This is a genomic window from Aurantiacibacter gangjinensis (assembly GCF_001886695.1).
In the GTDB taxonomy this organism is placed as follows: Bacteria; Pseudomonadota; Alphaproteobacteria; order Sphingomonadales; family Sphingomonadaceae; genus Alteraurantiacibacter; species Alteraurantiacibacter gangjinensis.
Genome location: NZ_CP018097.1, coordinates 1,097,204 through 1,118,838 on the forward strand (window position 1 = coordinate 1,097,204; position 21,635 = coordinate 1,118,838).

Genomic DNA, 21,635 nt, shown 5'->3' on the forward strand with positions numbered 1-21,635 from the left:
CCGCCAGCTTCACCGTATCGACGAAAATGCCGTATCAATCGATAAACGCCGCCTGTTAGCTGGCGCGCAGAGCCTGCATCCGGTGCAAATACCGCGCGATGGTGTCGACTTCGAGATTGAGCTCGTCGCCTTCGCCGAGCTGGCCCAAGGTCGTTACCTGCGCCGTGTGAGGAATGATGTTGAGGCCGAAAAGCACCTCCCCATCAGGCTGGTCTTCAACCGAATTCACCGTCAGCGACACGCCATTGACCGTGATGGATCCCTTGGCGGCGATAAAGGGGGCGAGCTCTGCTGGCGCGGCGATGGTGAGGCGGGTGGAATCGCCCTCCGCTTCGCTCTTGGCGATGGTGCCGACGGCATCGACATGGCCGGTCACGATATGACCGCCGAGCTCGTCTCCCAGCCGCAGCGATGGTTCGAGATTGAGGTGCGCGCCTTCTTCCCACATCCGCGCGGCGGTGCGCGATGTTGTTTCGGCGGAGACATCGACGGTGAAATGCGCCTCGCCCTTGCTGCCGCCGCGATCCACTACGGTAAGGCATACGCCCGAACAGGCGATGGATGCCCCGATATCGATGGTCGCGGGGTCGAGCGGCCCGGTGATGGTCAGCCGCAAATCGCCGCGCTGCTCAACCCTGGCGACGGAGCCGATGGCGGTGACGATGCCTGTGAACATTCAACTGTCTCCCATGCCCGGCCGTTCGAGCGCAGCGGGGCGATAGACTTCCAGCGTGTCGCTGCCAAGCATGCGGCGGTCTTCAAGCGCGAAGCCGCCGGCGAAGGCGGCATCCAGCGTATGGCGACCGGCATCGCCTATGGCGCGCAAGCCATCGCCCAGAAGGATCGGCGCGCGGTAGATGAGCATGCGGTCCACCAGTCCGGCGGCGAGAAAGGCGGATGCGGTTTGCTCGCCGCCTTCCACCATCAGGTAGCGCACGCCCTCCAGCGCGGCGATCTCCTGCGGGGAGCGGATCGCCGTCCAGCCTTCGGGCACGTCGCCGGACGTGAGTGCTACGCGGCGGGGAGACCGCTCTTCGAGGCCGTCCAAGCGCACGTCGAGGCGCGGATTGTCGGCACGCAGCGTGCCGCCGCCAACGAGGATCGCATCGGCGCGCGCACGTTCGCGGTGGGTATGTGCCCGGGCAGCCGGACCGGTGATCCACTGGCTCTCGCCCGATGCGGCGGCGATGCAGCCATCGAGCGACATGGCGAGTTTCAGCGTGACATGCGGGCGGCCTTGCGAAAGGTGCACCTCGTGTCCGGCAAGCCCCAGCATGTGCGCCGGCCAGCCGAGGATACGGGTGTCGATCCCGGCATCGCGCAGCTTGCCCGCGCCGAGCGTGGCGGTGCGCGGGTCGGGATCGCACATGCCGATGACCGCGCGGGCCAATCCGGCCCCGGCAGTCAGATCGGCACAGGCAGGCCCGCGCTGCGACCGGTGCGCGCAGGGTTCGAGCGTGACATAGAGCGTAGCCCCGCACGCGGCCTCGCCGGCCTGCGCAAGCGCAACGGCTTCCGCATGCGGACGACCGCCCGCCTGCGTCCAGCCGCGACCAATGACCACGCCGTTTTTCACGATGATCGCGCCGACACCGGGGTTGGGACTGGCAAGCGGACGCGCTCTCTCCGACAGCGCGGCGGCGGCGGCCATCCAGCGCGCGTCATCCGGCGCGGAACCGTCAGCCATGCCGATCAGCTCGTGGCACGCGCGCAATATTGCTCGACGCTAAGAGCCAGTTCCTCTTCGCTCGGCCCTTCAGTCTCAGCTTCCGCAGCTTCGCGTTCGGCGTCGATCTCCGCCTGCATTGCATCGACATCGATAAAGGTGGCACGGCCAAGCGCCGCATAGGCCTCGCGCTGGCGCGCCGCGCTTTCATCGAGACGGGCCTGCAGCGCGTCCTTCAATTCCTGGTTCGCGCAGTTGGCGGCGATGATCTGCTCTTCGCTCAAACTGTCATCGAGCGTGGAGATGTACTGGATTTCCGGCCGCGCGGGCGGGGCGCGCTGGCTGTCGGGGACAAACAGCATAAAGATGCAAAAGGTCGCCGCCATGGCGACGCCGAGGATTTGCCAGCGATGCGGTGTCGGCTGCTGCCAGTGATCGCGGAAATCCACGACCGCGCGCTTGGGAGAAATCCTGCTGAAGAATCCTTTCATAGGCGGCTAGATAGGGCGGTCCGGGGCGTAGCGCCAGAGCGGGTGTTGCGCGGTGCGGCTAGCCGAATGCGGCGTAGAGGCCGCGGCCCTCTCGTTTCAGCCAGCCATCGGCCTCGCCGATCACGCCTTCGAACAGGTCGCCGAGCAGGCGATGGAAGGCGGGCGAATGGTCGAAATGGACAAGGTGCGCGACCTCGTGCGCGACGACCGAGCGGCGCACATGGTCGGGCGCCATCACCAGCCGCCAATTGATGCGGATGCAGCGCCCGGTCCTGTTGTTGCCCGAGCATGATCCCCAGCGCCGCTGCGCGCGCGACAGGCGAAGCTGCGGGGCAGGCAGTCCGGCGCGCTCGCAATAGAAGGCGAGGTCTTCGCCCGCGAGGCGTAGTGCCTCACCTTCCAGCCAGCGCTGTACGCGGGCTTGCAATCGGTCGCGCGGTCCGCCGACGGTCAGGACACTATCGGCCAGCTGCGGCGTGCGGCCCAAGGCCTTGTTCCAGACGATGCGCAGCGACGTTCCGAGGAAAGGGATGGTGGAGCCGTCCGTAAGGGCCAGCCGCTCGGGCACCTTTGTCACTTGCCGAGCGATCCAGTCGGTGCGGGCCTGCGCAAAGGCCAGCGCGTCGCGGGTGCGACCCCAGGTGGGCAGCGTAATGCGAAGTTCGCTGCCATCGGGCGCGAGCCGCATGGTCAGCCGCTTGGCGCGCGCATGGCGGCGGATGGCGATGGGGAGGTTGCGGCCGTCCACTTCGACGGCAGGGTTCTGGTGATCGTCGCGCAGCCAGTCGATCATGGGGCGTCACTCGCAAAACCGTCTTGGTCATCGTCCCAATCGACAATGTGATGTTCCAGTGGCCCTGCCTGCGCTTCGCTCACCACCCGGCCTGCCACGCTCACGCCTGCCGCCACCATGGCATCACGGCTGCCGGTGTGAAGGTGGTGCCAATCCGGTATCGGTTTGCCCTCGGCCCGCAAGCGGTAGGTGCAGCTAGAGGGCAGCCACGGCACTTCGCGCACCAGCTTGGGCGTCAGGCGCAGGCAGTCGGGCACGAACGCCTTGCGATGGCGATAATCGCGGCATTGTGCCGTGCCGGTGTCGAGCAGCTTGCAGGCAACATTCGTCTCCGCGATTTCGCCGGTATCGGCATCTTCCAGCTTGTGCAGGCAGCATCTGCCGCAGCCATCGCACAGCGCCTCCCACTCGGCGCGGCTGAGATCACCGAGATCGAGCTCCCAGAAGCGATCCCTCAACGCACCCACTTTTCCAGTTCCGCTGCCACGGCTTCCGCCGATTGTTCCACCGGGATGGGCGCCATGGGCTCTCCCTCACGGTCCACCAGATACCCGATGCTGGGATGGTTGATGTCGTATTCGCCGCCCTCATTCAGCGCTTCGATCCGCTGGTAGGAGAAGAAGAAATTGGCAGCCGCTGTCTCGATCTGTTCGGGCGTGCCGGTCAGGCCGATCACGTCTTCGGAGAAAGCGGCGGCAAACTGGCCGACCCGTTCGGGCGTGTCGCGCTCCGGATCGACGGTGATGAAAATGGGCTGCACTGCATCGGCGAGGTCAGGATTGGCTTCTACGAACTGGTCGTAGCCGCGCATCATGCGCTGCATGTCGAACGGGCAGACATTGGGGCAATAGGCATAGCCGAAATAGATCAGTTGGTAGCGCCCTGCAAAATCGGTGTTGCGCACCGGTTCGCCGTCCGAATTGATCAGCTCGTACTCGCCGGTCAGCGCGCTATTGTAGAATGGCGCATCCTCTATCGGCGCGCGACTAGCGGACGCATCGCAGCCTGCCAGCGCAAGCGCGGCGGCGACGGTTGAAACTACGGCTAAACGTGCAGACATGACGCATCGTTCATGGTCTGCTAACGGCAGAGTCGCAAGCATAGTTCGCACTGCCCGGGGGGCTTTCGCGGCATTTTTTGGATTTTTCGGGAGAACCAGCAAAGTGGTTCGCGCTTCGTTTCGTTCAGTTGTTTTCGCGTCTCTGGCGCTGGCCTTCGCTGCCCCTGCATCGGCGCAGTTCTATTCCGAAGGCTTCGAGTTCCTGGAAGCGGTGAAAGACCGCAACGGCACCGACGCGACCGAGATGCTCAATCGCCCGGGCACGCAGATCGTCAATGCGCGCGATATCACTTCGGGCGAGACGGGCCTGCACATCGTCACCGCGCGGCGAGACCTGCAATGGGTGCGCTTCCTGCTGCAGGAAGGGGCCAATCCCAACATCGCAGACAATGCCGGGCGCACGCCGCTGATCCTCGCTGCCGAGCTGGGTTTCATCGAAGCGGTTGAGGCCCTGATCCGCGGGGGGGCGCGGGTGGATGTGGCCAATTCCACCGGCGAGACGCCGCTGATTTCCGCGGTGCATGCCCGCAATGTCGACCTGATCGAAGTGCTGGTGGAGAACGGCGCGGACCCCGATGTCACGGACAATACGGGCCGTTCCGCGCGCGATTATGCCAGCATGGGCAATGTTTCGCGCCGTGTGCTGACCGCGATCGAATCCGGCGATAACGACGGTGACGACGGCGAAGGCCGCACTTACGGGCCGGTTTTCTGATGGCTGAGACCGCCGATCTCTCAAATGCGACGCTGGACGAACTGCGCGTCGCACTCGCGCCGGAGATTGCAGTGTCCGCCATGTTCGATGGCTGGACCGAAGCGGCGCTGCTTTCGGCGGCGGAAATGGCCGATGTGGAACCGGCCGTGGCGAAACTGGCGTTCAAAGATAGCGGCGGCATCAGCGGGCGCGTCAGCGCGATGGCGATGATCGATGCGTGGATCGCCTCGGTCGACCAGAAGATGGAAGCCGAATTCGCCGACGGTCGCCTCGACAATATGCCTATCCGCGAGCGTATCCGCTCCCTCGTGCAGTTCCGCCTGGACGCGATCGAGGGCCTGGAAGAGGCGCTGCGCCGGGCAACGGCCGTCCAGGCCATGCCGCAAAACGTCGCCCGCGCACTGCGCCAAGGCTGGTCCAGCGCGGACAAGATTTGGCGCTTGGCGGGCGATACGGCCGCCGACTACAACCACTACACGAAGCGCGCGATCCTCGCCTCCATCTATGCCGCCACGCTGGCAGTATTCGTGGAGGACGATAGCGAGGACAAGGCCGATACCCGCGCCTTTCTCGACCGCCGTATCGAAGGCGTGATGAAGTTCGAAAAGGCCAAGGCGCAATTGCTGGGCAAGGACCGCGAGAGCTTCGATTTCGCGCGTTTCCTCGGCCGGTTGCGGTATCCGCAGGACTGAGTTTGCGTTCCGGTCCGGCATCCGCCGGACCATCCTCGCCGCTATTCGCTTCGGACTGCGCGCCCAGACAGGCAAGCTCTGGCTCCTTCTCTCTCTCTATTGATAATCAGTTGCAATACGCAGCGCGGTCTGGCACGCCGCCGCGCGTGATTAGCGACCTGACCCTCGACATGCTCGAGCCCCTCGACCGGGCGGAGATTACTTCCGTCAATTGGGATTCTCTGGCCCCCGAAGAGGCCAAGCGCCTGCGCGCGCTGGGCATCGACGAAGGCGCACGTATCGCCATCGCCCATCGCGGCGTCTTCATCGGCAAAGACCCGATCGCGCTAATGGTGGGCCGTATGAATGTCGCGATCCGCCGCGTCCACGCCCGCGCCATGTCGGTGAAGCTGGTATGAGCGATACGCAGCTGCGCAAGGTGGCGCTGGTCGGCAATCCCAATGCCGGCAAGAGTGCGCTGTTCAATGCGCTGACGGGCGCGCGGCAGAAGATCGCCAATTATCCGGGCGTCACGGTGGAGCGAAAGGCGGGCCGCATGGCGTTGCCGGGCGGCGGGGCTGTCGAATTGGTCGACCTGCCCGGCTCCTATTCGCTCGATCCGTCCAGCCCGGATGAGGAAGTTACCCGGCAAGTGGTGCAGGGCGAGTTTCCCGGTGAGGATGCACCCGACGCGCTCGTTGTGGTGGTGGATGCCGCCAATCTCGAACAGCACCTCGTTTTCGCGCAGGAACTGGTGGCACTGGGCCGACCGACCGTGGTGGCCCTCAACATGATCGACCTCGCAGAGCGCGATGGCCTCATGATCGATGCAGGCGCGCTATCCGATGCGCTGGGCGTGCCGGTGGTCCCCACCGTCGCCGTGCGCCGCCGCGGGCTGGACGAGCTGACAAAAGCTATCGAAGGTGCTGGCTCGCAGGATTTCGGCCAGCGCCACGCTGTGGCCGAACTTACCATGACGGAGCGGCGGCTCGCGGCGCGCAATATCGCCAAGGGCGCGATCATCTCCGAAAGCGGCGAGCATCGCCTGCATGCCAGCCTCGACAAGGTGCTGCTGCATCCGTGGCTCGGCCCCGTCATCCTGTTCGGCCTGCTGTTCGTGGTCTTCCAGGCGGTGTTCGCCTGGGCCGACCCTTTCATCGGCCTGATCGAAGGCGCGATAGAAGGTGTGAGCGCGGGCGTAGAAGCCAGCCTTGCAGAAGGCTTCGTGCGCGAGTTTCTGGTGCAGGGCGTGCTGGCGGGCGTGGGCAGCGTGGTCGTGTTCTTGCCGCAGATTATCATCCTGTTCGCCTTCATTCTCGCTATGGAGCAATCGGGTTATATGGCGCGTGCCGCCTTCCTCATGGACCGGATGATGGCCAGCGTCGGCCTGTCGGGCCGCAGCTTCATTCCGCTGCTTTCCAGTTTCGCCTGCGCCATTCCCGGCATCATGGCGACCCGCTCCATCGCCGACCCGAAGGACCGGCTGACCACCATCCTCATTGCGCCGCTGATGACCTGTTCGGCGCGTCTCCCCGTTTATGCCATCATCATCGCGGCCTTCATCCCCAACACCATGGTCGCGCCGTTCGTGGGCCTTCAGGGGCTGGTGCTTTTCGGCCTCTACGTCTTCGGCATTATCGGCGCGATGATCGTGGCGCTGGTGCTGCGGCGTACGGTAACCAAGGGTGCGGCGAGCGGCTTCATCATGGAGCTGCCGCGCTACCAGTTGCCGCCCATCCGCGACCTGCTGATCGGCCTGTGGCAGCGCGCCTGGGTCTTCCTGCGGCGCGCCGGCACGATCATCTTTGCCGCCACCATCGCACTTTGGGTGCTGCTGAGCTTTCCCGAGGCGGAGCCTGGCGAGAGCCAGCTCGATGCCAGTATCGCCGGTCAGGTTGCGGATGGCATGCATGTTGTGCTGGCGCCCATCGGCTTTAACCGCGAGATCAGCCTTGCGATCATCCCGGCCATGGCCGCGCGCGAAGTGGCGGTATCCGCGCTGGCGACCACCTACGCCGTGGAGGCCGAGGACGAAGAGGCCGAGGCGGAGGGCCTGACCGAACGCTTGCAGGCGGGCTGGAGCCTGCCCACGGCGCTCGCCTTCCTCGCCTGGTTCGTGTTCGCGCCGCAATGCATCAGCACCATTGCCGTGGCGCGGCGCGAGACCAATGGCTGGAAGTGGCCCATCGTGATGGTCGTCTACCTTTTCGCGCTGGCCTATGTGGCGGCAGGCGCGACCTATTGGGGCGCGACGGCGCTGGGGTTGTAGCCGTTTCCCCAGAAGTCTGGTCCATTTCCGGTGAAGCACCTAGCGACTCGCAAGGCGGCTCGCTAAGCCAAGCGGGAATCGGAACAAGAGGATGAAATCATGGCGGGCTCTCTCAACAAGGTCATGCTGATCGGCAATCTGGGCGCGGACCCGGAAGTGCGCAGCTTCCAGAATGGCGGCAAGGTCGCCAACCTTCGCATCGCCACCAGCGAGACGTGGAAGGATCGCGAGGGCCAGCGGCAGGAACGCACCGAGTGGCACACCGTCGCCATCTTCTCCGAAGGGCTGGTGCGGGTCGCCGAAAGCTATCTGAAAAAGGGCAGCAAGGTCTTCGTAGAGGGCCAGTTGCAGACCCGCAAATGGCAGGACCAGAACGGCCAAGATCGCTATTCCACCGAAGTGGTGCTGCGCGGTTTCAACGGCACGCTCACCATGCTGGACGGTCGCGGTGAAGGCGGCGGCGGCGGTGGCAGTAGCGGCGGTTTTGGCGGGGGCGGTGCCGGCTATGGCGATCGCGGCCAAAGCGGCGGCGGATCGGGCGGCGGCTTCGGCGGTAACGATTCTAATGGCAATGGCGGCGGCAATGGCGGCTCGGGCGGCGCCTCGAACTACGACGATCTGGACGACGATATTCCGTTCTGATTGCTTGACAAAGTTGACATCGTGACGATGGCGAAAAGGCGGGTTTTGTCCCGCCTTTTCAGTGCCTTGCACCGATTTGGCGAAGTTGACACTTGGCCGGAAATGGCGAGGAAAACGAAGACGCTTACGATGTGAAAGAGCGAGGCGTCGCCCTGCCTGCTCGTCGCGCCTGTAGGAAAGTCGCTTTCCAGTCAGGCCAGCAGCCAGCCGAGCAGATCGTCCATCTGGTAGGCCGTCTGCGCGAAGGCGTGGCCCGCATGGTAGACCTCGGTGCGCAAATGCTCTCCGCGCTCCCAGCCGAGCTGCGCAAGCCGACCCGCTATGGCGAACTGGTAGGGCGCCATGCCGGCATCCATCATCTGCGTGCCGTGGTCGAGCCATAGCCGCCTGCCACCGGGCGCGCCGATTTGTGCGAAATAGTCTGCCCATTGCTCCGCCAGCCCGGCATGGTCGATCATGCGCTCGTCATAGATCGGCCAGTTGGGCGACATGCACGCGCCGCGACCGAAGCTGCCTTGCGCCTCGACGAAGATCGCGCCAGCCATCACACCTGCCACGCTGGCGCCGAATATGGCCGTGTCGAGTCTGCCCGGCCGGGTGCGATAGCGCGTATCGACATACGGTTTCAGCTCGCCTTCCAGCCACGCGATGAAAGATGCCGAGCGCAAACGGTCGGCACCGACGCGGGCGAGGTCACGTTCGACGACCGCGCGCACGGTATCGCTTGCGCCATCATAAATCGCCTGCGGCATATATTGCACGAAGCGCTCGTCACCGAGATTATCGATCGCGACGATCAGGTGCGGCTCGACCCGCCCCGCATCGGCAAGCTGCGCCATCCGCGTATCGACGGCGAAATTGGCACCTTCTGCGTCATCGGCGAAGGCCCATTGACCGTCCAGCACATACAGCACCGGATAACGCCGCATGTCCATATCGTAGCCCGGCGGCAACCAGATGCGGATGCGCGGGCTCTGGTTTGGCCAGCGATCGTCCAGCGTTTCGATCCGCGCGAAGAGGAGGGATCGGGGCAGGGGCGCATTTGCGACGAGCGCTGTTCCAACGGTCGCCAGCCCGCTGGCCAGCACCGTTCGGCGGTCGAGAATGAGAGGCATCGCAGTATCCTTTTCGCGATCAATCGGCCTCGCCGCTGCCTGCCGGAGCGGCTGTCCTGGCAACGTCCACGCAACTAACCATTCGCACAGGTTTGTCGATTCCCGTGCAGGCATTCCACATGGCGGGACGATTGGCAAAATCTTCGTCTAGCATCCGACCGTGGGGACATTCTGCACGCGAGCCGGCTTTACGCGCTCGCCAAAATTGGTCAGACAGATTCGGAAGAGCTGGAAAGGATTATTGAGATGGCGGGTTGCGCAACAAGAGTGCCTCTGATCGGCTTGCGCCGTGCAATCGGCTTGCTTTCGGCTGCTATGCTCCTCGCCATGGCCCTGCCGGCTGCGGCGCAATGGTACGGACCCTTGCCAAACCCGCCGCAGGGCGCCTTGCAACTCACACCGATCTGGACGCGCATCGCGGATCGCAATGGCGAAGCGGGCGGAACCGAAGTGGCCGTGATGACGCGTTACGGGCACTATGTCGTCACCGGCTCCAAATATGATAACCAGATCATTCTCTGGCGGATGGATGATGCCTCCATCGTCTGGCGGCGGACAGTCGATCAGGAGGTTGAGGCCATCGCCTTTTCGCCCGACGGATCGCACTTCGTCGCCGTGGGCGAGGATGCCGTCATCCGCCTGATGCGCACCAGCGATGGCGAAACCGTGCAGGCCTTGCCGACCGATTTTGCGCTGGACAGCGTCGCGTGGTCGCATGGCGGCCAGACGGTGATCGCGGGCGAGGAGGATTCGGGCAACCTGCACATGTTCTCCGCCGATGCAGGGTTCGCGCGTCTCACGCCTTTGCGTGTTCTGGATGCCGGTCGCACGATCAACTCCATCGATTTTACATCAGACGATTCCCGCTTCGTGGCGGGCGGCGACGAAGGCGTGGTCCGGCTGTACGATACGGCAAGCGGCGAATCGCTGCGCCGTATGGAGCGGCATGACAGGTCCATCAAATCAGTGCGCTTTTCGCCCGATGACAGCCTGATTCTGTCCGGCGGTGCGGAAGGCACCACCAAGCTGTGGAATGCCGAGACGGGAGAACTCATCAAGAGCATGAACCAGCCCGGCTATATCGAGGCGGTGGAATTCGCGCCCGATGGCCGGCATTTCTTCGTGGGCGGCATGCCCATGCAGATCCGCGTGTTCAGGACCGCCGATTTCCTCACCGGCATGCCGCGCCGCGACATGGACGACATTGCCGATCTCGGTCTGGTCCTCTCGATCCCGAGCTATTCGACGGAATACATCCACTTCCATGAAAGCGGTGCGATGGTGTCCGCCCATGAGGACGGGCTCGTGCGCACATGGCTGTGGACGTCCGACCCGACGATCAACCGCCGCAGCCATCTGGAGCTGCGTCGCCAGCAGGATGAGGCTGCCTCGCAGCGCGCGGATTAATGGGCGGGGCCGCTAGTCGCTGGCGGACGGGTCGATACCTTCAAGACGCACCCATTCCGGCTCGATCATGAAGGGCTCGCGCATATAGGCCATGCGCATACGCACGCGCAGTTCTTCGATCACCTGGCGACCGACATCGCTATCCGTCCGGTAAAGGCGCAGCAGATCGTCGCCGAAGGTGTCGCGCCAAAGCGGCACGAATTCCGCGCCCGTCACGCCGGTGCGATCGGCGCGCAGGCGCACCATCAGCCCTTCCGGATATCGCTGCGAGCGCGTGCCGCCCTTGATTGCGTCAAAATTGCGCCGGTCGTCGAACAGGCCTTGTCCGATATCGTAGAAAATCGGTCGGCCGGCATAGACCTCCACCGGTTTGAAGCGGTGTGTGCCGTGGCCGATCACGGCATCGGCTCCTGCATCGATGGAGAGGCGGGCCAACTCCTCCTCATAGCCGACATTGGTGGCGGCGTCCGACAGGCCCCAGTGGAAGCTGACGATCTGAATGTCGGTCACCGCGCTCAGCGCGGCGATGTCGCTGCGCCATTGCGCGACGGCTTGCGGATCGAGGCGTGTTTCAACGCGCATCGGGCGACCCGGTTTGTTGCCGCGCAGATCGGGGCGATACAGTGTGTCTACCGCAAATCCGGCAATGCCGGGCTGATCTGCTGTCGCCAGATGATCGTCCTGCTCGAACAGGGTGGAGCGTTGCAGGATGCCGATCCGCAGGCCGCCGCGTTCCAGTATGACCGGCGCGCGGGCCGCTTCGATATTCGCGCCACTGCCCGTCTGCGCTATGCCCGCGCCCTGCAAGACAGCGAGACTGCGCATCGCCGCATCGCGGGGCAAGGTAACATTGTTGGCGGTGCCGACCGCATCGAAGCCGGCCGCCGTCAGGGCGGCGACCTGATCGGGATTGGAATGGCGCCAGTCCTTGCCGGGAGCATCGCTGGCCTCAGGATCGTCCGTACCGCCCGCGAAAGGGCCTTCGAGATTGGCGTAGAGCACATCGGCCGTCAGCAGGGTTGCGGCAATTTCGGAAAAGGCGCTGTCCGGATCCTCGCGGTAGGAGATGTTAGTATCACCCATGAAGATGAGCGAAATCTCACCTTCGGCCAGTGGCGGCAGCGGCCAAGTCTCCCCTGCCGTGCTAGCGCCTTCGAGTGGCCGGTCGCTGGTAATCGAGACCGGGGTGACATCCTGCGCCACTGTCTGGCTCCATACCGCTAGACTTGCGAAAGGCGTGGAGGCAATCAAGCCGCCGAGTAGCGGAAAAGCGAGTTTGCGTAGCGACATCACCGAACCTCTCATAAGTGCTTGGTTCCACCGGTCGGTTGCGACTTTTGGTATGACCAGCTTGCCGCGCACGATAGCGCATGGTCCGGCTGAGACCAGTCGCGTCGCGCATTCTCCCATTTGGCGGAAACCATGCTGGGTACCGCGCGTGGGATGAGGACGGCTACGCCGAGACCTAACCCTTCAATCCGCGCAGCATGTCGGCCAGCGGGCCGTCCTCGTCGCCCTCCTCGACAAGGCCGTGCGCGCGGCGGGCGGAGTCCGCGTCGGGGCCTTCGGCATAGGGATCGATGGCGAGCGCCAATGTCTGCGCCACGGCTTCGCCAAGGTCGAAGGCGGTGCCGGAATAGGGGATCTCGTCGAGCTCGTCCTCTGTCAGTTCGACTTCCTCGTCCGGACTGTAAGCGGGCAGCGCGCTTTCTGGCACGAAGCGCAGCGTCAGTTCCTCGGAGACGGTCTGCGGCAGGTCGTCGCCCGATACGGCGCAGCTTTGCACGATGGCGGCATCGAGCGTGCCTTTCGCATTCACCACCTCGCCATCCGCTTCCAGCGTAACGGTAGCGTGCAAATGCTCGACCGAAACAATCTCGAACCGGCGGGCCAGCGCAGCGCGCTCCGCCTCGTTCGCTTCCAGCGTCACCGGCTCTGCGGTGATCGAGCGGCGGTCCACCATGCGCGAGAATTCGGGTGCGGACGGGGTGCCGGTATCGCTCATGCGCGCAGCCTTCCGGCAAGGATATCGGCATCGCTCTGTGCCGCCAGATCATTGGCCAGCGCCCGTGTGCGTGCGGCCAGTGCCATGGGCGGAGCCTCCCCCGAAACGCGCATGTTCCGTTCCAGCACGGCGGCAAGCTCCGCATCCTCATCGCTTGCCAGCGCGGTGCGCAGCGCGCCCATCTGGCCGCCGACAGCCGCCATGATCTTGCCCATCTTCTTGCCCACCATCAGGTCGCCCACGCCGCTATCGCGCAGCTGGCGATCCATGTCTTCCACGAACAATTCGGTCAGCAGGCCGGTGCGCGGGGCAAGGTCTTCGCTCCTTTCCATGCGCAGGGTGACGAGCGAGAGCACCAGCGCGATCATGTCGAAGCGACCATCCACCGTGTCTTCTACGTGGCAATCGCGATACCATTCCGGCTCGCGCGATGTGGCGACCACGCTGTGCCATAGCGGGCGCAATTCCTCGCGCGGATCGGGTTTCATGCCAAACAGGCGGCTGAGGAAGGACATTGGCGTGGCAGCTTTCGTCATTAAGCAGGTGTTCAAAGCCGGGGCGGCAGGCGAGGCTTGGCGTTGCAAGCCGTGGCCTTCGCGCCTACAGCTTGGCGGCATATAGGTAGGCCGGTCTCGTCACGCAAAGCGTGTCTTTGGCCCGTGCCCCGATTGACTGTATCTGGATGGAAGGTTGTTTTCGATGGGTTGGATGAAGCGCGCAGGTCTTGTGCTGGCGTCGGCGACGGTGCTGGCGGGCTGTTCCTCCATCGATGTGCATCGCGGCTATATCAACGATAGCGTGCTGATCGCCTCGGTGCAGCCGGGCCTCGACAATCGCGAATCGGTGCGCGGTACGCTGGGGCAGCCCTCGCTTACCAGCCAGTTCGGCGATCCGGTGTGGTATTACGTCTCCAGCCGCACGGCCCAGGCGCCTTTCAGCCAGCCGCGGATCGACACGCATTCCGTGCTGGCCGTGCATTTCGACGAGGCGGGCAATGTCGTCTCCACCGATGTGACCGGGATCGATCAGATCGCCCGGATCGACCCTGAAAGCGATACCACCCCGACGCTGGGCCGCGAGCGCGGCTTCCTGGAAGACCTGTTCGGCAATATCGGCCGGGTCGGCGCACCGGGCGCGCCTGGTGCAGGCGGCGGCGGGCGTCCTCCGGGTCAATAAACCGGCTGCTCGGAAGGCGAGCCAGCGCGTGCTTGAACAGCCGCACCGTCCTGCCCATATCCGCCGCCATGAGTGACGATAGAGCGAGCCACGGCCTCACCCAGTGGCACGGCACCACCATCATCGGCGTGAAACGCGGCGATAACACCGTCATCGCGGGCGATGGGCAGGTCTCGATGGGCAATACCGTGATGAAGCCCAACGCGAAGAAGGTCCGCCGCATCGGCGATGGCGGCAAGGTGGTTGCGGGTTTCGCCGGCGCTACCGCAGACGCCTTTACCCTGTTCGAGCGGCTGGAGCGCAAGCTGGAACAGCATAGCGGCCAGCTGCTGCGCGCCGCCGTTGAACTCGCCAAGGACTGGCGCACCGACAAGTATCTCCGCAATCTCGAAGCGCTGATGATCGTAGCCGACAAGGACACGCTGCTGGTCCTCACCGGCAATGGCGATGTGCTGGAGCCCGAAGGCGGGATCGCGGCCATCGGGTCCGGCGGCAATTACGCGCTCGCCGCCGCACGCGCGCTCTCCGATTACGAGGAAGACGCCGAGAAAATCGCCCGCCGCGCCATGCAGGTGGCGGCGGATGTGTGCGTCTTCACCAATGGCAATGTGACGGTGGAAACCGTTTAGCGGCCCCATAGGGCTGTTCGTGGTGAGCCTGTCGAACCACGAAGCTTGCACCATTTCGCCCCTCGACAGGCTCAGGACGAACGGACATTTTCAAGGCAATCATGGACAACCTCACCCCCAAAGCCATCGTCGCCGCACTCGACGAACACATTATCGGCCAGAAGGATGCCAAGCGCGCGGTTGCCGTGGCGCTGCGCAATCGCTGGCGGCGACAACGCCTGCGCGATGATCTGCGCGACGAGGTGACGCCCAAGAATATCCTGATGATCGGCCCCACCGGCTGCGGCAAGACGGAAATCAGCCGCCGCCTTGCCAAGCTGGCCGAAGCGCCGTTCGTGAAGGTCGAGGCGACCAAGTTCACCGAGGTCGGCTATGTCGGCCGCGACGTGGAACAGATCGCGCGCGACCTGGTGGAAGATGCGATCCGGCTGGAAAAGGACAAGCGCCGCGAAGCCGTGCGCGAGGCGGCGAGCGAAGCCGCGATGCAGCGCTTGCTGGATGCGCTGGTCGGCGCAGGGGCCAGCGAGGCGACGCGCGAAAGCTTCCGCCAGCGCATCACCGACAATTCGATGAACGACACTGAAGTCGAGATCGAGGTGGCTGAACAGCAGGGCATGCAGATGGACATTCCCGGCATGGGCGGCGGCGCGACCATGATCAACCTCGGCGAAATGATGGGCAAGGCCTTCGGCGGCCCGCCCAAGAAGAAGCGCAAGCTGAAAGTGCCCGATGCGTGGGACAAGCTGGTCGATGAAGAAGCCGAAAAGCGTATGGACCAGGACGATGTCGCGCGCACCGCCCTTCAGAATGCGGAAACGAACGGCATCGTCTTCCTCGACGAGGTAGACAAGATCGCCGTCAGCGATGTGCGCGGCGGCTCCGTCTCCCGCGAAGGCGTGCAGCGCGATTTGCTGCCACTGATCGAAGGCACGACTGTCAGCACCAAATACGGTCCGATGAAGACCGACCACGTGCTATTTATCGCATCGGGCGCGTTCCACGTCGCCAAGCCATCGGACATGCTGCCCGAATTGCAGGGCCGCCTGCCGATCCGCGTCGAACTGCGCAGCCTTACCGAGGAGGATTTCGTTCGCATCCTCTCCGAAACGCGCGCCAATCTGGTCAGCCAGTACAAGGCGCTACTCGGCACCGAAAAGCTGGATGTCGAGATGACCGACGATGCCGTGGCGGAAGTCGCCAAGCTGGCCGCGCAGGTCAATGAAGGCGTCGAAAATATCGGCGCCCGCCGCCTGCAAACGGTTATGGAAAAGCTGTTCGAGGAACTGAGCTTCGAAGCCGAGGATATGGCCGGTCAGCAAGTGACGGTGGACGCCGATTATGTACGCGGCAAGCTGGCTGATCTCGCCGGCGACACGGATCTGAGCAAATACGTGCTCTAAGGCGTCGGCGCGAGATATAACGGGCGGCGACGGTTGTAATCGTCGCCGCCCGTTCCCACTTAAGATATAGCTACCAGTCGCAATCGACGGGCACCGCTTCCCTACCGGGAAGCTCTCTCCTTCAGTTTCGCCTCTTAGTCGCAGCCGGGTCGATTCTGGCGCGCTGCAACCTCGCGTGAAGGACATGCACATGACACATTACGGCAAGATCAAGAGCTACGACAGCAGCAGCGGCACCGGCTCGATCACTCCCGAAAAGGGCGGCGACGCGCTCCGCTTCAAGAAGGTCGATCTCCAGCAGGAAGGCCAGATGCCCAAGGTCGATGACCGCTACAGCTTCGACACCAGCGAAGTCGATGGCGGCAAGAAGCACGCGGTGAACCTGCAGCATCAGCAGGGCGATGCCGACACGCAGAAGGCCCAGGCCGGCAAACAGCAGGGCTGATCCGGACAACATGCGAGGCCGGGCGCATTGCGTGCCCGGCCTACGCGCTTTTTTTCGTCAGGATTTTCACCATGCCGATGAACCAGTTTCTTTTCGATCACCAGATCGCGGCGATGAAAGTCGACCGGTCGCTTTCGCCTGAAGAACGGGTCGAGGCTCTGGCACAGCTGAAAAACCGCGCCGCGCGCATCACCCGGTGGCGCAAGGCCAATGGCTTGTCCGAGCTCGCCTGGCTGAACGATCGAGAAACCGTGAACAGCGGTAAGGGAGGGCAAGATGCCTGAGAGAAAGAACCCGGCAACGCTAGCGCGATCGGCGGATTCCGAGTGGGAGAACGAAGGTGGCTCCGTCGCGGGCGCAGTCCATGACGCGTTGCCCGAAGGCATCACCGCCGAGAAGACGGTGCGTTACCGCGTGGGAAGCTATACCTACGCCCGGCTGGAAGACGCGAAAGCGCAGCTTGCCCGGCAATCGACGCCTTTCACCGCCTCGATAGGCTGATCGGCTCGCCCACCCTCACAGATTGAGCCAATGTCGTGCAGCCGCCCCTATCAGGGATGCGGCGCAAGCCCGATTTCCACGCCCGTCCGGTCCACCACGGCGTGCTTGTCGATCATGTCGGCGCTGGCTTCATTCAGGCCGATCACCTGCACGCTGCGTCCGTTGCGGCGCATGCGCTCGACTATGGCATCGAGCGCGCCGGCGCTGGAAATATCCCAGAAATGCGCTTTCGATACGTCGATCACCACGTGGTCGGCCGGATCGTCGCGCTGGCTCTCCGGGTACATGGCATCGTTGAACCGCTCGACACTGGCGAAGAAGATCTGGCCGGTGACGGTGTAGAGCGCCTTTTCGCCGTCGCGGGTGCGCTCCACGCTGAAGAGGTTCATCACCAGAGCGGCGAAGAAGATGCCCGACAGCAGCACGCCCACCAGCACGCCGAGCGCGAGATTGTGCGTCGTCACCACGGTGATGACGGTCGCCAGCATCACCACGCTCGCCTGCCAGGGATGGCGGCGAAGATTGGGGATGCTCGTCCAGCTGAATGTGCCGATGCTCACCATGATCATCACCGCGACAAGCGCGGGCATGGGGATCTGGCCCACGACAGGGCCTAGCAGCCAGAGCAGGACCAGCAGGGTAAGACCGGCCACGAAAGTGGACAGCCGCCCGCGCCCGCCGCTGGTCACGTTGATGACCGACTGCCCGATCATCGCGCAGCCGCCCATGCCGCCGACCATCGCCGCGCCGATATTGGCGACGCCCTGGCCCCAGGTCTCGCGCCGCTTGTTGGAGCCGGTATGGGTCATGTCGTCCACGATCTTGGCGGTCAGCAGGCTCTCGATCAGGCCGACGGCAGCCATGGTGGCCGAATAGGGCGCGATGATGAGGAAGGTTTCCCATGACAGCGGTACATCGGGCAGCAACAGCGAAGGGAGGCCTTCGGGGATGTCGCCCATATCGCCTACCGTGTTGATGGGCAGGTCCAGCCAGATGGACAGTCCGCCAAGCACGATAATGGCGACCAGCGGGCTGGGCACAGACGTGGTCAGCTTGGGCAGCAGGTAAATGATGGCCAGCGCGCCCGCGACCATGGCATAGGTGATCCAGTTGACCCCGTCCGCGGTCGGGTCGAGCTGCGGTAGCTGCGCCATGAAAATGAGGATCGCCAGCGCATTGACGAAGCCGATGATGACCGCGCGGCCCACGAACTGCATCAGAAGGTCCAGCCGCAGCAATGCGGCAATGCCCTGGAAAATGCCCATCAGGATCGTGGCGGCGAACAGGTAATCCACCCCGTAATCGCGGACCAGCGGGATGACGACGACGGCCACCGCAGCGGTCGCGGCAGAGATCATGCCGGGCCTGCCACCGGTAAAGGCGATGATCATGGCGATGGCGATAGAGGCATAGAGCCCCACGCGCGGATCGACGCCTGCAATGATCGAGAAGCCGATGGCTTCCGGGATCAGCGCGAGGGCGACGACGATGCCTGCAAGAATGTCGGCGCGCGGCTGCGCCAGCCAGTCGCGCTTCAGCGCGGCGGTGTCGATCATGGTCAGTCCAATATGCTTGATGGCGGCGCCGGCACCCTTGGCCACGCCCGCCAGGAACGTTCAAGGCTCCCATACATGGTGCACTGCACAATTCAAGGGTGGAGACTGGTAGCGAGACCCTTGCCGGACCCCGTTGGCCGTTCGTCGAGAGGGCCTTGCGCGCATCTTGCACTTCGCGGGCGCGTGCGGTCTATTGTGAAAGACATTATTCGAGAGGGGCTTACCAGCAATGACATTTCGTTTTCTCGCCACCAGCGCGGTGGCACTCGCACTATGCGCCACGCAGCCTGCCTTTGCGCAGGACGCTGCCGATACGGCGCCCGCGCTTACCGCGCCGGAGATCGACTTTACCGAATGGACGCTGGATAACGGCCTGCGCGTCATCGCCGTGCAGGACGACACCACGGCCACTGTCACCACCAGCCTGTGGTACGAGATCGGCAGCAAGCTGGACCCTGAAGGCCGCAGCGGTTTCGCGCATCTGTTCGAGCATATCCTCAGCCGCAAGACGGTGAATATGCCGTACAATATGATCTACGATCTCACCGCCGATGTCGGCGGCACACGCAATGCGTCCAACGGCACGGACCGCACGAATTATTTCGAGACGGTGCCCGCGCAATATCTCGAAACCATGCTGTGGACGCACCGCGAGCGCATGGCCTTCCCGGTTGTGGATGACGAGGTGTTCGAGACCGAGCGCAACGTCGTGAAAGAGGAATACCGCACCCGCGTGCTGGCACCGCCTTACGGCCTGTTCCAGCGCGTGGTGCTGCCCGAAATCACCTTCGACCGCCTGCCGCATCGGCGACCCGGCATCGGCAGTATCGAGGATCTCGATGCCGCCACGCTGGACGATGCCCGCGCTTTCCACCAGGCCTATTACGGGCCGGACACCGCCACGCTGATCGTTGCCGGCAATTTCGAGATCGATAATCTGCGCGCGCTGGTCGACGAGTATTTCGGCGACATCCCGCCGCGCGCCAATCCTGTCGATGTGGCGATCACGATCCGCGAGCAACAGCGAACCCAGCCGCGCATGGTCGAAGCAAGCGCGCCCAATGTCGCCCTGCCGCTGGTCGGCACGGTGTGGCAGCTGCCCGAAGCGACGCACCCCGATACCGCAGCGATCGAAGTGTTGGATATGATCATGAGCAGCGGGCAGAACAGCCGCCTCTACCGCGCGCTGATCGAAAGCTCGCTGGCCGTGGGCACGGTGCAATACGCCTATCAGCAGGAGGAGGGCGGCCAGTTCGTGCAGTATGCGCGCGTTGCGCCCGATGCCGATTTCGGCCCTGTCGCTGCCGCGCTGGCCGCGGAAACCGCGCGCGTGCGCGAGGAGCCGGTGACCGAGGCCGAGCTGGCAGAGGCGAAGAACGAGATCATCGCCAGCACATTGCGCCGACGCGAGACTGCGCGGGGCCGCGCTTTCGAACTGGGCGAGGCGCTGGTGAGCACGGGCAATCCGCGCGCTGCCGACATGCGGCTGGAAGCGATTGCCAATGTGACCATCGCCGATGTGCAGCGCGTGGCGCAGACCTGGCTCGATCCGCAGGCGCGCACGGATTTTACGCTGACGCGCGGCGAGTTCGACCCGGCGAGCTTCGCCAATCCCGCGCCCATGCCGACATTCCGGACGCTGCCCGCGCCCGTGGGCGAGCCGCTGGCGGTGCTGCCCGAGGCGGAGCGCGAAGCGCCTCCCGGCCCGGGCGCGGTGCCGGTGGTGGAAACCCCCGACTTCGTGACTCGCACGCTGGCCAACGGCATCGAGGTGCTTGCCGTGCAGACGGGCGATGTGCCGATTGCCACGATGAGCGTATTGCTGCCCGGCGGCAGCGTGAGCGACAGCCGCGAGAAGGCCGGCGTCGCCAGTTTCGCTGCCGCGCTGGCAGAGCAGGGCACAACCACCCGCAGCGCGGCCGAAATTGCTGCGCGGCTGGAAAGCCTTGGTGCCAGCATGGGCGGCGGGGCCAGCACCGATCGCTCCGGCTTCACGCTGACAGCGCCGGTCGCCAACATGGAGGCGGCGGGCGAAATCCTTTCCGATGTGATCCGCAATCCGGTCTATCCCGAAGACATTCTGGAGCGTGATCGGGCGCGTGCCCTCAACGGCCTGCGCAATGCGATGAACGAGCCGGGCGCATTGGCGCGCATGGCTCTCAGCCCGGTGCTCTATGGCGACGCGCCCTACGGCAATAATACGGGAGGCACGCTGGAATCCATCGCCAGCATTACGCGGGACGACCTGCTTCGCCACCAGCAGACATACTGGCATCCATCGCGTGCGCAGATCGTAGTCAGCGGCGGCATTGCGCCCGAACAGGCGTTCGCTCTTGCCGAGGAGCTGTTCGGAGACTGGCAGTCCGAAACGCCGGTCGCGCCGATGATCCAGGATCGCGCGGGTCCCGCGCTCCAGCCGCGCACCGTGGTTATCGACATGCCCGATGCAGGTCAGGCTGCCGTCTATCTTGTCGGCCGCGCGCCGGAAGTGACCGACGACGCCTATTATCCGCTGGTTCTCGCCAATGCCGTGCTGGGCGGCGGATCGAGCGGGCGCCTGTTCGAGGAAATCCGCACCAATCGCGCGCTTTCCTATGGGTCTTATTCGGGCATTGCCGCGCTGGCGGAATCGCCCTTCCTGCAAGCGAGCGCACAGACCGCCAACGAGACCGTCGACGAGGTGGTCGAAGTGATGCTGAACGAGTTCGAACGCATCGGCAGCGAGCCTTTGGCTGATGAATTGCTGGACCGGCGGCGGCTGTATCTGACGGGCGGCTATGAGCGCAGCCTCGAAAGCTCTTCGGGCTATGCCGGGCAGTTGGCCAACCTGCTGACGCTGGGCGTCGATCCGTCCGAAATCGGCAATTACGCCGATTATGTGAACGCGGTCACTGCCGAACAGGCCAGCGCCGCTGCCGCGCGCTATTTCGATCCCGATGCGGCGACGCTGATCGTGGTCGGCAACGCCGATGCGTTCGTGCAAGAACTACGCGAATTGCGCGATGACGTGGAAGTGATCCCGGCGGACCAGCTGGACCTCGACACCGGGCGGGCGCGGATGGGCGGCTGACCGGGCAAGCGGCAGGAGCGGCGG

At 64.3% G+C, this 21,635-nt stretch carries 24 protein-coding genes; 13 read left to right on the forward strand and 11 right to left on the reverse strand.

Annotation, left to right across the window (positions count from 1 at the left end; genetic code table 11):
* Window positions 1–55 precede the first annotated feature (55 nt).
* The 6 genes from BMF35_RS05355 to BMF35_RS05380 are packed head-to-tail and all read right to left on the reverse strand — an operon-like array spanning window position 56 to window position 4,010.
* Complete coding sequence (locus BMF35_RS05355) at window positions 56–676, reverse strand: riboflavin synthase (protein WP_047007215.1); 621 nt, start codon at window positions 674–676, stop codon at window positions 56–58.
* Window positions 677–1,687 carry a bifunctional diaminohydroxyphosphoribosylaminopyrimidine deaminase/5-amino-6-(5-phosphoribosylamino)uracil reductase RibD gene (gene ribD / locus BMF35_RS05360; RefSeq protein ID WP_236781569.1) on the reverse strand — a complete coding sequence of 337 codons (1,011 nt, stop codon included), beginning with the start codon at window positions 1,685–1,687 and terminating at the stop codon, window positions 677–679.
* Window positions 1,688–1,692: 5 nt separating this feature from the next.
* Complete coding sequence (locus BMF35_RS05365) at window positions 1,693–2,157, reverse strand: hypothetical protein (RefSeq protein ID WP_047007216.1); 465 nt, start codon at window positions 2,155–2,157, stop codon at window positions 1,693–1,695.
* A 58-nt stretch (window positions 2,158–2,215) separates the two neighbouring features.
* Window positions 2,216–2,950 (reverse strand): M48 family metallopeptidase, encoded by a 735-nt coding sequence (locus BMF35_RS05370; protein ID WP_047007217.1) that lies wholly within the window; start codon window positions 2,948–2,950, stop codon window positions 2,216–2,218.
* Window positions 2,947–3,417, reverse strand: coding sequence for a YcgN family cysteine cluster protein (locus tag BMF35_RS05375; protein ID WP_047007218.1), 471 nt, complete (start codon window positions 3,415–3,417; stop codon window positions 2,947–2,949). Before BMF35_RS05375 ends, BMF35_RS05370 begins: the two co-directional genes overlap by 4 nt.
* Window positions 3,405–4,010 (reverse strand): SCO family protein, encoded by a 606-nt coding sequence (locus BMF35_RS05380; RefSeq protein WP_047007219.1) that lies wholly within the window; start codon window positions 4,008–4,010, stop codon window positions 3,405–3,407. The genes BMF35_RS05375 and BMF35_RS05380 overlap by 13 nt, the downstream gene beginning before the upstream one ends.
* Before the next feature lie 103 nt (window positions 4,011–4,113).
* On the opposite strand from BMF35_RS05380, the gene BMF35_RS05385 reads away from it, so the two are divergent.
* The 5 genes from BMF35_RS05385 to ssb all read left to right on the forward strand — a co-directional run bounded on the left by BMF35_RS05385 (window position 4,114) and on the right by ssb (window position 8,307).
* Entirely contained in the window at window positions 4,114–4,725 is a 612-nt protein-coding gene (locus BMF35_RS05385; protein WP_047007657.1) for an ankyrin repeat domain-containing protein, read from the forward strand.
* A complete protein-coding gene (locus BMF35_RS05390) occupies window positions 4,725–5,417 on the forward strand; it encodes a COQ9 family protein (protein WP_047007220.1) in 693 nt (230 codons plus the stop codon). The genes BMF35_RS05385 and BMF35_RS05390 overlap by 1 nt, the downstream gene beginning before the upstream one ends.
* Window positions 5,418–5,575: 158 nt before the next feature.
* Window positions 5,576–5,815: a FeoA family protein gene (locus tag BMF35_RS05395; protein ID WP_047007658.1), complete on the forward strand. Its 240-nt coding sequence runs from the start codon at window positions 5,576–5,578 to the stop codon at window positions 5,813–5,815.
* Window positions 5,812–7,665: a ferrous iron transporter B gene (gene feoB / locus BMF35_RS05400; RefSeq protein ID WP_047007221.1), complete on the forward strand. Its 1,854-nt coding sequence runs from the start codon at window positions 5,812–5,814 to the stop codon at window positions 7,663–7,665. The genes BMF35_RS05395 and feoB overlap by 4 nt, the downstream gene beginning before the upstream one ends.
* 99 nt (window positions 7,666–7,764) lie before the next feature.
* Window positions 7,765–8,307, forward strand: coding sequence for a single-stranded DNA-binding protein (gene ssb, locus BMF35_RS05405; protein ID WP_047007222.1), 543 nt, complete (start codon window positions 7,765–7,767; stop codon window positions 8,305–8,307).
* A 191-nt stretch (window positions 8,308–8,498) separates the two neighbouring features.
* On the opposite strand, the gene BMF35_RS05410 is transcribed toward ssb, so the two are convergent.
* Window positions 8,499–9,422, reverse strand: coding sequence for an alpha/beta hydrolase (locus BMF35_RS05410; RefSeq protein ID WP_052766078.1), 924 nt, complete (start codon window positions 9,420–9,422; stop codon window positions 8,499–8,501).
* A 315-nt stretch (window positions 9,423–9,737) separates the two neighbouring features.
* Here BMF35_RS05410 and BMF35_RS05415 point away from each other — a divergent pair, with 315 nt between their 5' ends.
* Window positions 9,738–10,829, forward strand: coding sequence for a WD40 repeat domain-containing protein (locus tag BMF35_RS05415; protein ID WP_047007223.1), 1,092 nt, complete (start codon window positions 9,738–9,740; stop codon window positions 10,827–10,829).
* A 12-nt stretch (window positions 10,830–10,841) separates the two neighbouring features.
* Here BMF35_RS05415 and BMF35_RS05420 read toward each other — a convergent pair whose 3' ends face one another.
* From BMF35_RS05420 to BMF35_RS05430, 3 genes are all read right to left on the reverse strand, one after another.
* Window positions 10,842–12,119, reverse strand: coding sequence for a CapA family protein (locus tag BMF35_RS05420; RefSeq protein WP_162199233.1), 1,278 nt, complete (start codon window positions 12,117–12,119; stop codon window positions 10,842–10,844).
* Window positions 12,120–12,294: 175 nt separating this feature from the next.
* Window positions 12,295–12,834 (reverse strand): YceD family protein, encoded by a 540-nt coding sequence (locus BMF35_RS05425; protein ID WP_047007224.1) that lies wholly within the window; start codon window positions 12,832–12,834, stop codon window positions 12,295–12,297.
* Entirely contained in the window at window positions 12,831–13,370 is a 540-nt protein-coding gene (locus BMF35_RS05430) for a ubiquinol-cytochrome C chaperone family protein (RefSeq protein WP_236781570.1), read from the reverse strand. The genes BMF35_RS05425 and BMF35_RS05430 overlap by 4 nt, the downstream gene beginning before the upstream one ends.
* Before the next feature lie 172 nt (window positions 13,371–13,542).
* Between BMF35_RS05430 and BMF35_RS05435 the strand changes: the two genes are divergently transcribed.
* The 6 genes from BMF35_RS05435 (at window position 13,543) to BMF35_RS05460 (ending at window position 16,985) form a co-directional block, all read left to right on the forward strand.
* Complete coding sequence (locus BMF35_RS05435; protein WP_236781571.1) at window positions 13,543–14,010, forward strand: outer membrane protein assembly factor BamE; 468 nt, start codon at window positions 13,543–13,545, stop codon at window positions 14,008–14,010.
* Between the two features lie 68 nt (window positions 14,011–14,078).
* Window positions 14,079–14,639 carry an ATP-dependent protease subunit HslV gene (gene hslV, locus BMF35_RS05440; RefSeq protein ID WP_047007227.1) on the forward strand — a complete coding sequence of 187 codons (561 nt, stop codon included), beginning with the start codon at window positions 14,079–14,081 and terminating at the stop codon, window positions 14,637–14,639.
* Window positions 14,640–14,737: 98 nt separating this feature from the next.
* A complete protein-coding gene (gene hslU, locus BMF35_RS05445; RefSeq protein ID WP_047007228.1) occupies window positions 14,738–16,039 on the forward strand; it encodes an ATP-dependent protease ATPase subunit HslU in 1,302 nt (433 codons plus the stop codon).
* Between the two features lie 190 nt (window positions 16,040–16,229).
* Window positions 16,230–16,484 carry a hypothetical protein gene (locus BMF35_RS05450; RefSeq protein ID WP_047007661.1) on the forward strand — a complete coding sequence of 85 codons (255 nt, stop codon included), beginning with the start codon at window positions 16,230–16,232 and terminating at the stop codon, window positions 16,482–16,484.
* Between the two features lie 77 nt (window positions 16,485–16,561).
* Complete coding sequence (locus tag BMF35_RS05455) at window positions 16,562–16,768, forward strand: hypothetical protein (protein ID WP_047007229.1); 207 nt, start codon at window positions 16,562–16,564, stop codon at window positions 16,766–16,768.
* On the forward strand, window positions 16,761–16,985 hold the full coding sequence (locus BMF35_RS05460; RefSeq protein WP_071961175.1) for a hypothetical protein: 225 nt from the start codon (window positions 16,761–16,763) through the stop codon (window positions 16,983–16,985). Before BMF35_RS05455 ends, BMF35_RS05460 begins: the two co-directional genes overlap by 8 nt.
* Before the next feature lie 50 nt (window positions 16,986–17,035).
* Here BMF35_RS05460 and BMF35_RS05465 read toward each other — a convergent pair whose 3' ends face one another.
* A complete protein-coding gene (locus tag BMF35_RS05465; RefSeq protein ID WP_047007662.1) occupies window positions 17,036–18,541 on the reverse strand; it encodes a SulP family inorganic anion transporter in 1,506 nt (501 codons plus the stop codon).
* 229 nt (window positions 18,542–18,770) lie between these two features.
* Between BMF35_RS05465 and BMF35_RS05470 the strand changes: the two genes are divergently transcribed.
* A complete protein-coding gene (locus BMF35_RS05470; protein ID WP_047007230.1) occupies window positions 18,771–21,611 on the forward strand; it encodes a M16 family metallopeptidase in 2,841 nt (946 codons plus the stop codon).
* The last annotated feature ends 24 nt before the right edge of the window (window positions 21,612–21,635 follow it).

Excerpts from the sequence above, each read along its gene's own strand:
- BMF35_RS05355 (WP_047007215.1), bottom strand. The coding sequence starts at position 676 with ATGTTCACAGGCATCGTCACCGCCATCGGCTCCGTCGCCAGGGTTGAG.
- ribD (WP_236781569.1), bottom strand. The coding sequence starts at position 1,687 with ATGGCTGACGGTTCCGCGCCGGATGACGCGCGCTGGATGGCCGCCGCC.
- BMF35_RS05365 (WP_047007216.1), bottom strand. The coding sequence starts at position 2,157 with ATGAAAGGATTCTTCAGCAGGATTTCTCCCAAGCGCGCGGTCGTGGAT.
- BMF35_RS05370 (WP_047007217.1), bottom strand. The coding sequence starts at position 2,950 with ATGATCGACTGGCTGCGCGACGATCACCAGAACCCTGCCGTCGAAGTG.
- BMF35_RS05380 (WP_047007219.1), bottom strand. The coding sequence starts at position 4,010 with ATGTCTGCACGTTTAGCCGTAGTTTCAACCGTCGCCGCCGCGCTTGCG.
- BMF35_RS05390 (WP_047007220.1), top strand. The coding sequence starts at position 4,725 with ATGGCTGAGACCGCCGATCTCTCAAATGCGACGCTGGACGAACTGCGC.
- feoB (WP_047007221.1), top strand. The coding sequence starts at position 5,812 with ATGAGCGATACGCAGCTGCGCAAGGTGGCGCTGGTCGGCAATCCCAAT.
- ssb (WP_047007222.1), top strand. The coding sequence starts at position 7,765 with ATGGCGGGCTCTCTCAACAAGGTCATGCTGATCGGCAATCTGGGCGCG.
- BMF35_RS05410 (WP_052766078.1), bottom strand. The coding sequence starts at position 9,422 with ATGCCTCTCATTCTCGACCGCCGAACGGTGCTGGCCAGCGGGCTGGCG.
- BMF35_RS05415 (WP_047007223.1), top strand. The coding sequence starts at position 9,738 with ATGCTCCTCGCCATGGCCCTGCCGGCTGCGGCGCAATGGTACGGACCC.
- BMF35_RS05420 (WP_162199233.1), bottom strand. The coding sequence starts at position 12,119 with ATGTCGCTACGCAAACTCGCTTTTCCGCTACTCGGCGGCTTGATTGCC.
- BMF35_RS05425 (WP_047007224.1), bottom strand. The coding sequence starts at position 12,834 with ATGAGCGATACCGGCACCCCGTCCGCACCCGAATTCTCGCGCATGGTG.
- BMF35_RS05430 (WP_236781570.1), bottom strand. The coding sequence starts at position 13,370 with ATGACGAAAGCTGCCACGCCAATGTCCTTCCTCAGCCGCCTGTTTGGC.
- BMF35_RS05435 (WP_236781571.1), top strand. The coding sequence starts at position 13,543 with ATGAAGCGCGCAGGTCTTGTGCTGGCGTCGGCGACGGTGCTGGCGGGC.
- hslV (WP_047007227.1), top strand. The coding sequence starts at position 14,079 with ATGAGTGACGATAGAGCGAGCCACGGCCTCACCCAGTGGCACGGCACC.
- BMF35_RS05450 (WP_047007661.1), top strand. The coding sequence starts at position 16,230 with ATGACACATTACGGCAAGATCAAGAGCTACGACAGCAGCAGCGGCACC.
- BMF35_RS05455 (WP_047007229.1), top strand. The coding sequence starts at position 16,562 with ATGAACCAGTTTCTTTTCGATCACCAGATCGCGGCGATGAAAGTCGAC.
- BMF35_RS05460 (WP_071961175.1), top strand. The coding sequence starts at position 16,761 with ATGCCTGAGAGAAAGAACCCGGCAACGCTAGCGCGATCGGCGGATTCC.
- BMF35_RS05465 (WP_047007662.1), bottom strand. The coding sequence starts at position 18,541 with ATGATCGACACCGCCGCGCTGAAGCGCGACTGGCTGGCGCAGCCGCGC.
- BMF35_RS05470 (WP_047007230.1), top strand. The coding sequence starts at position 18,771 with ATGACATTTCGTTTTCTCGCCACCAGCGCGGTGGCACTCGCACTATGC.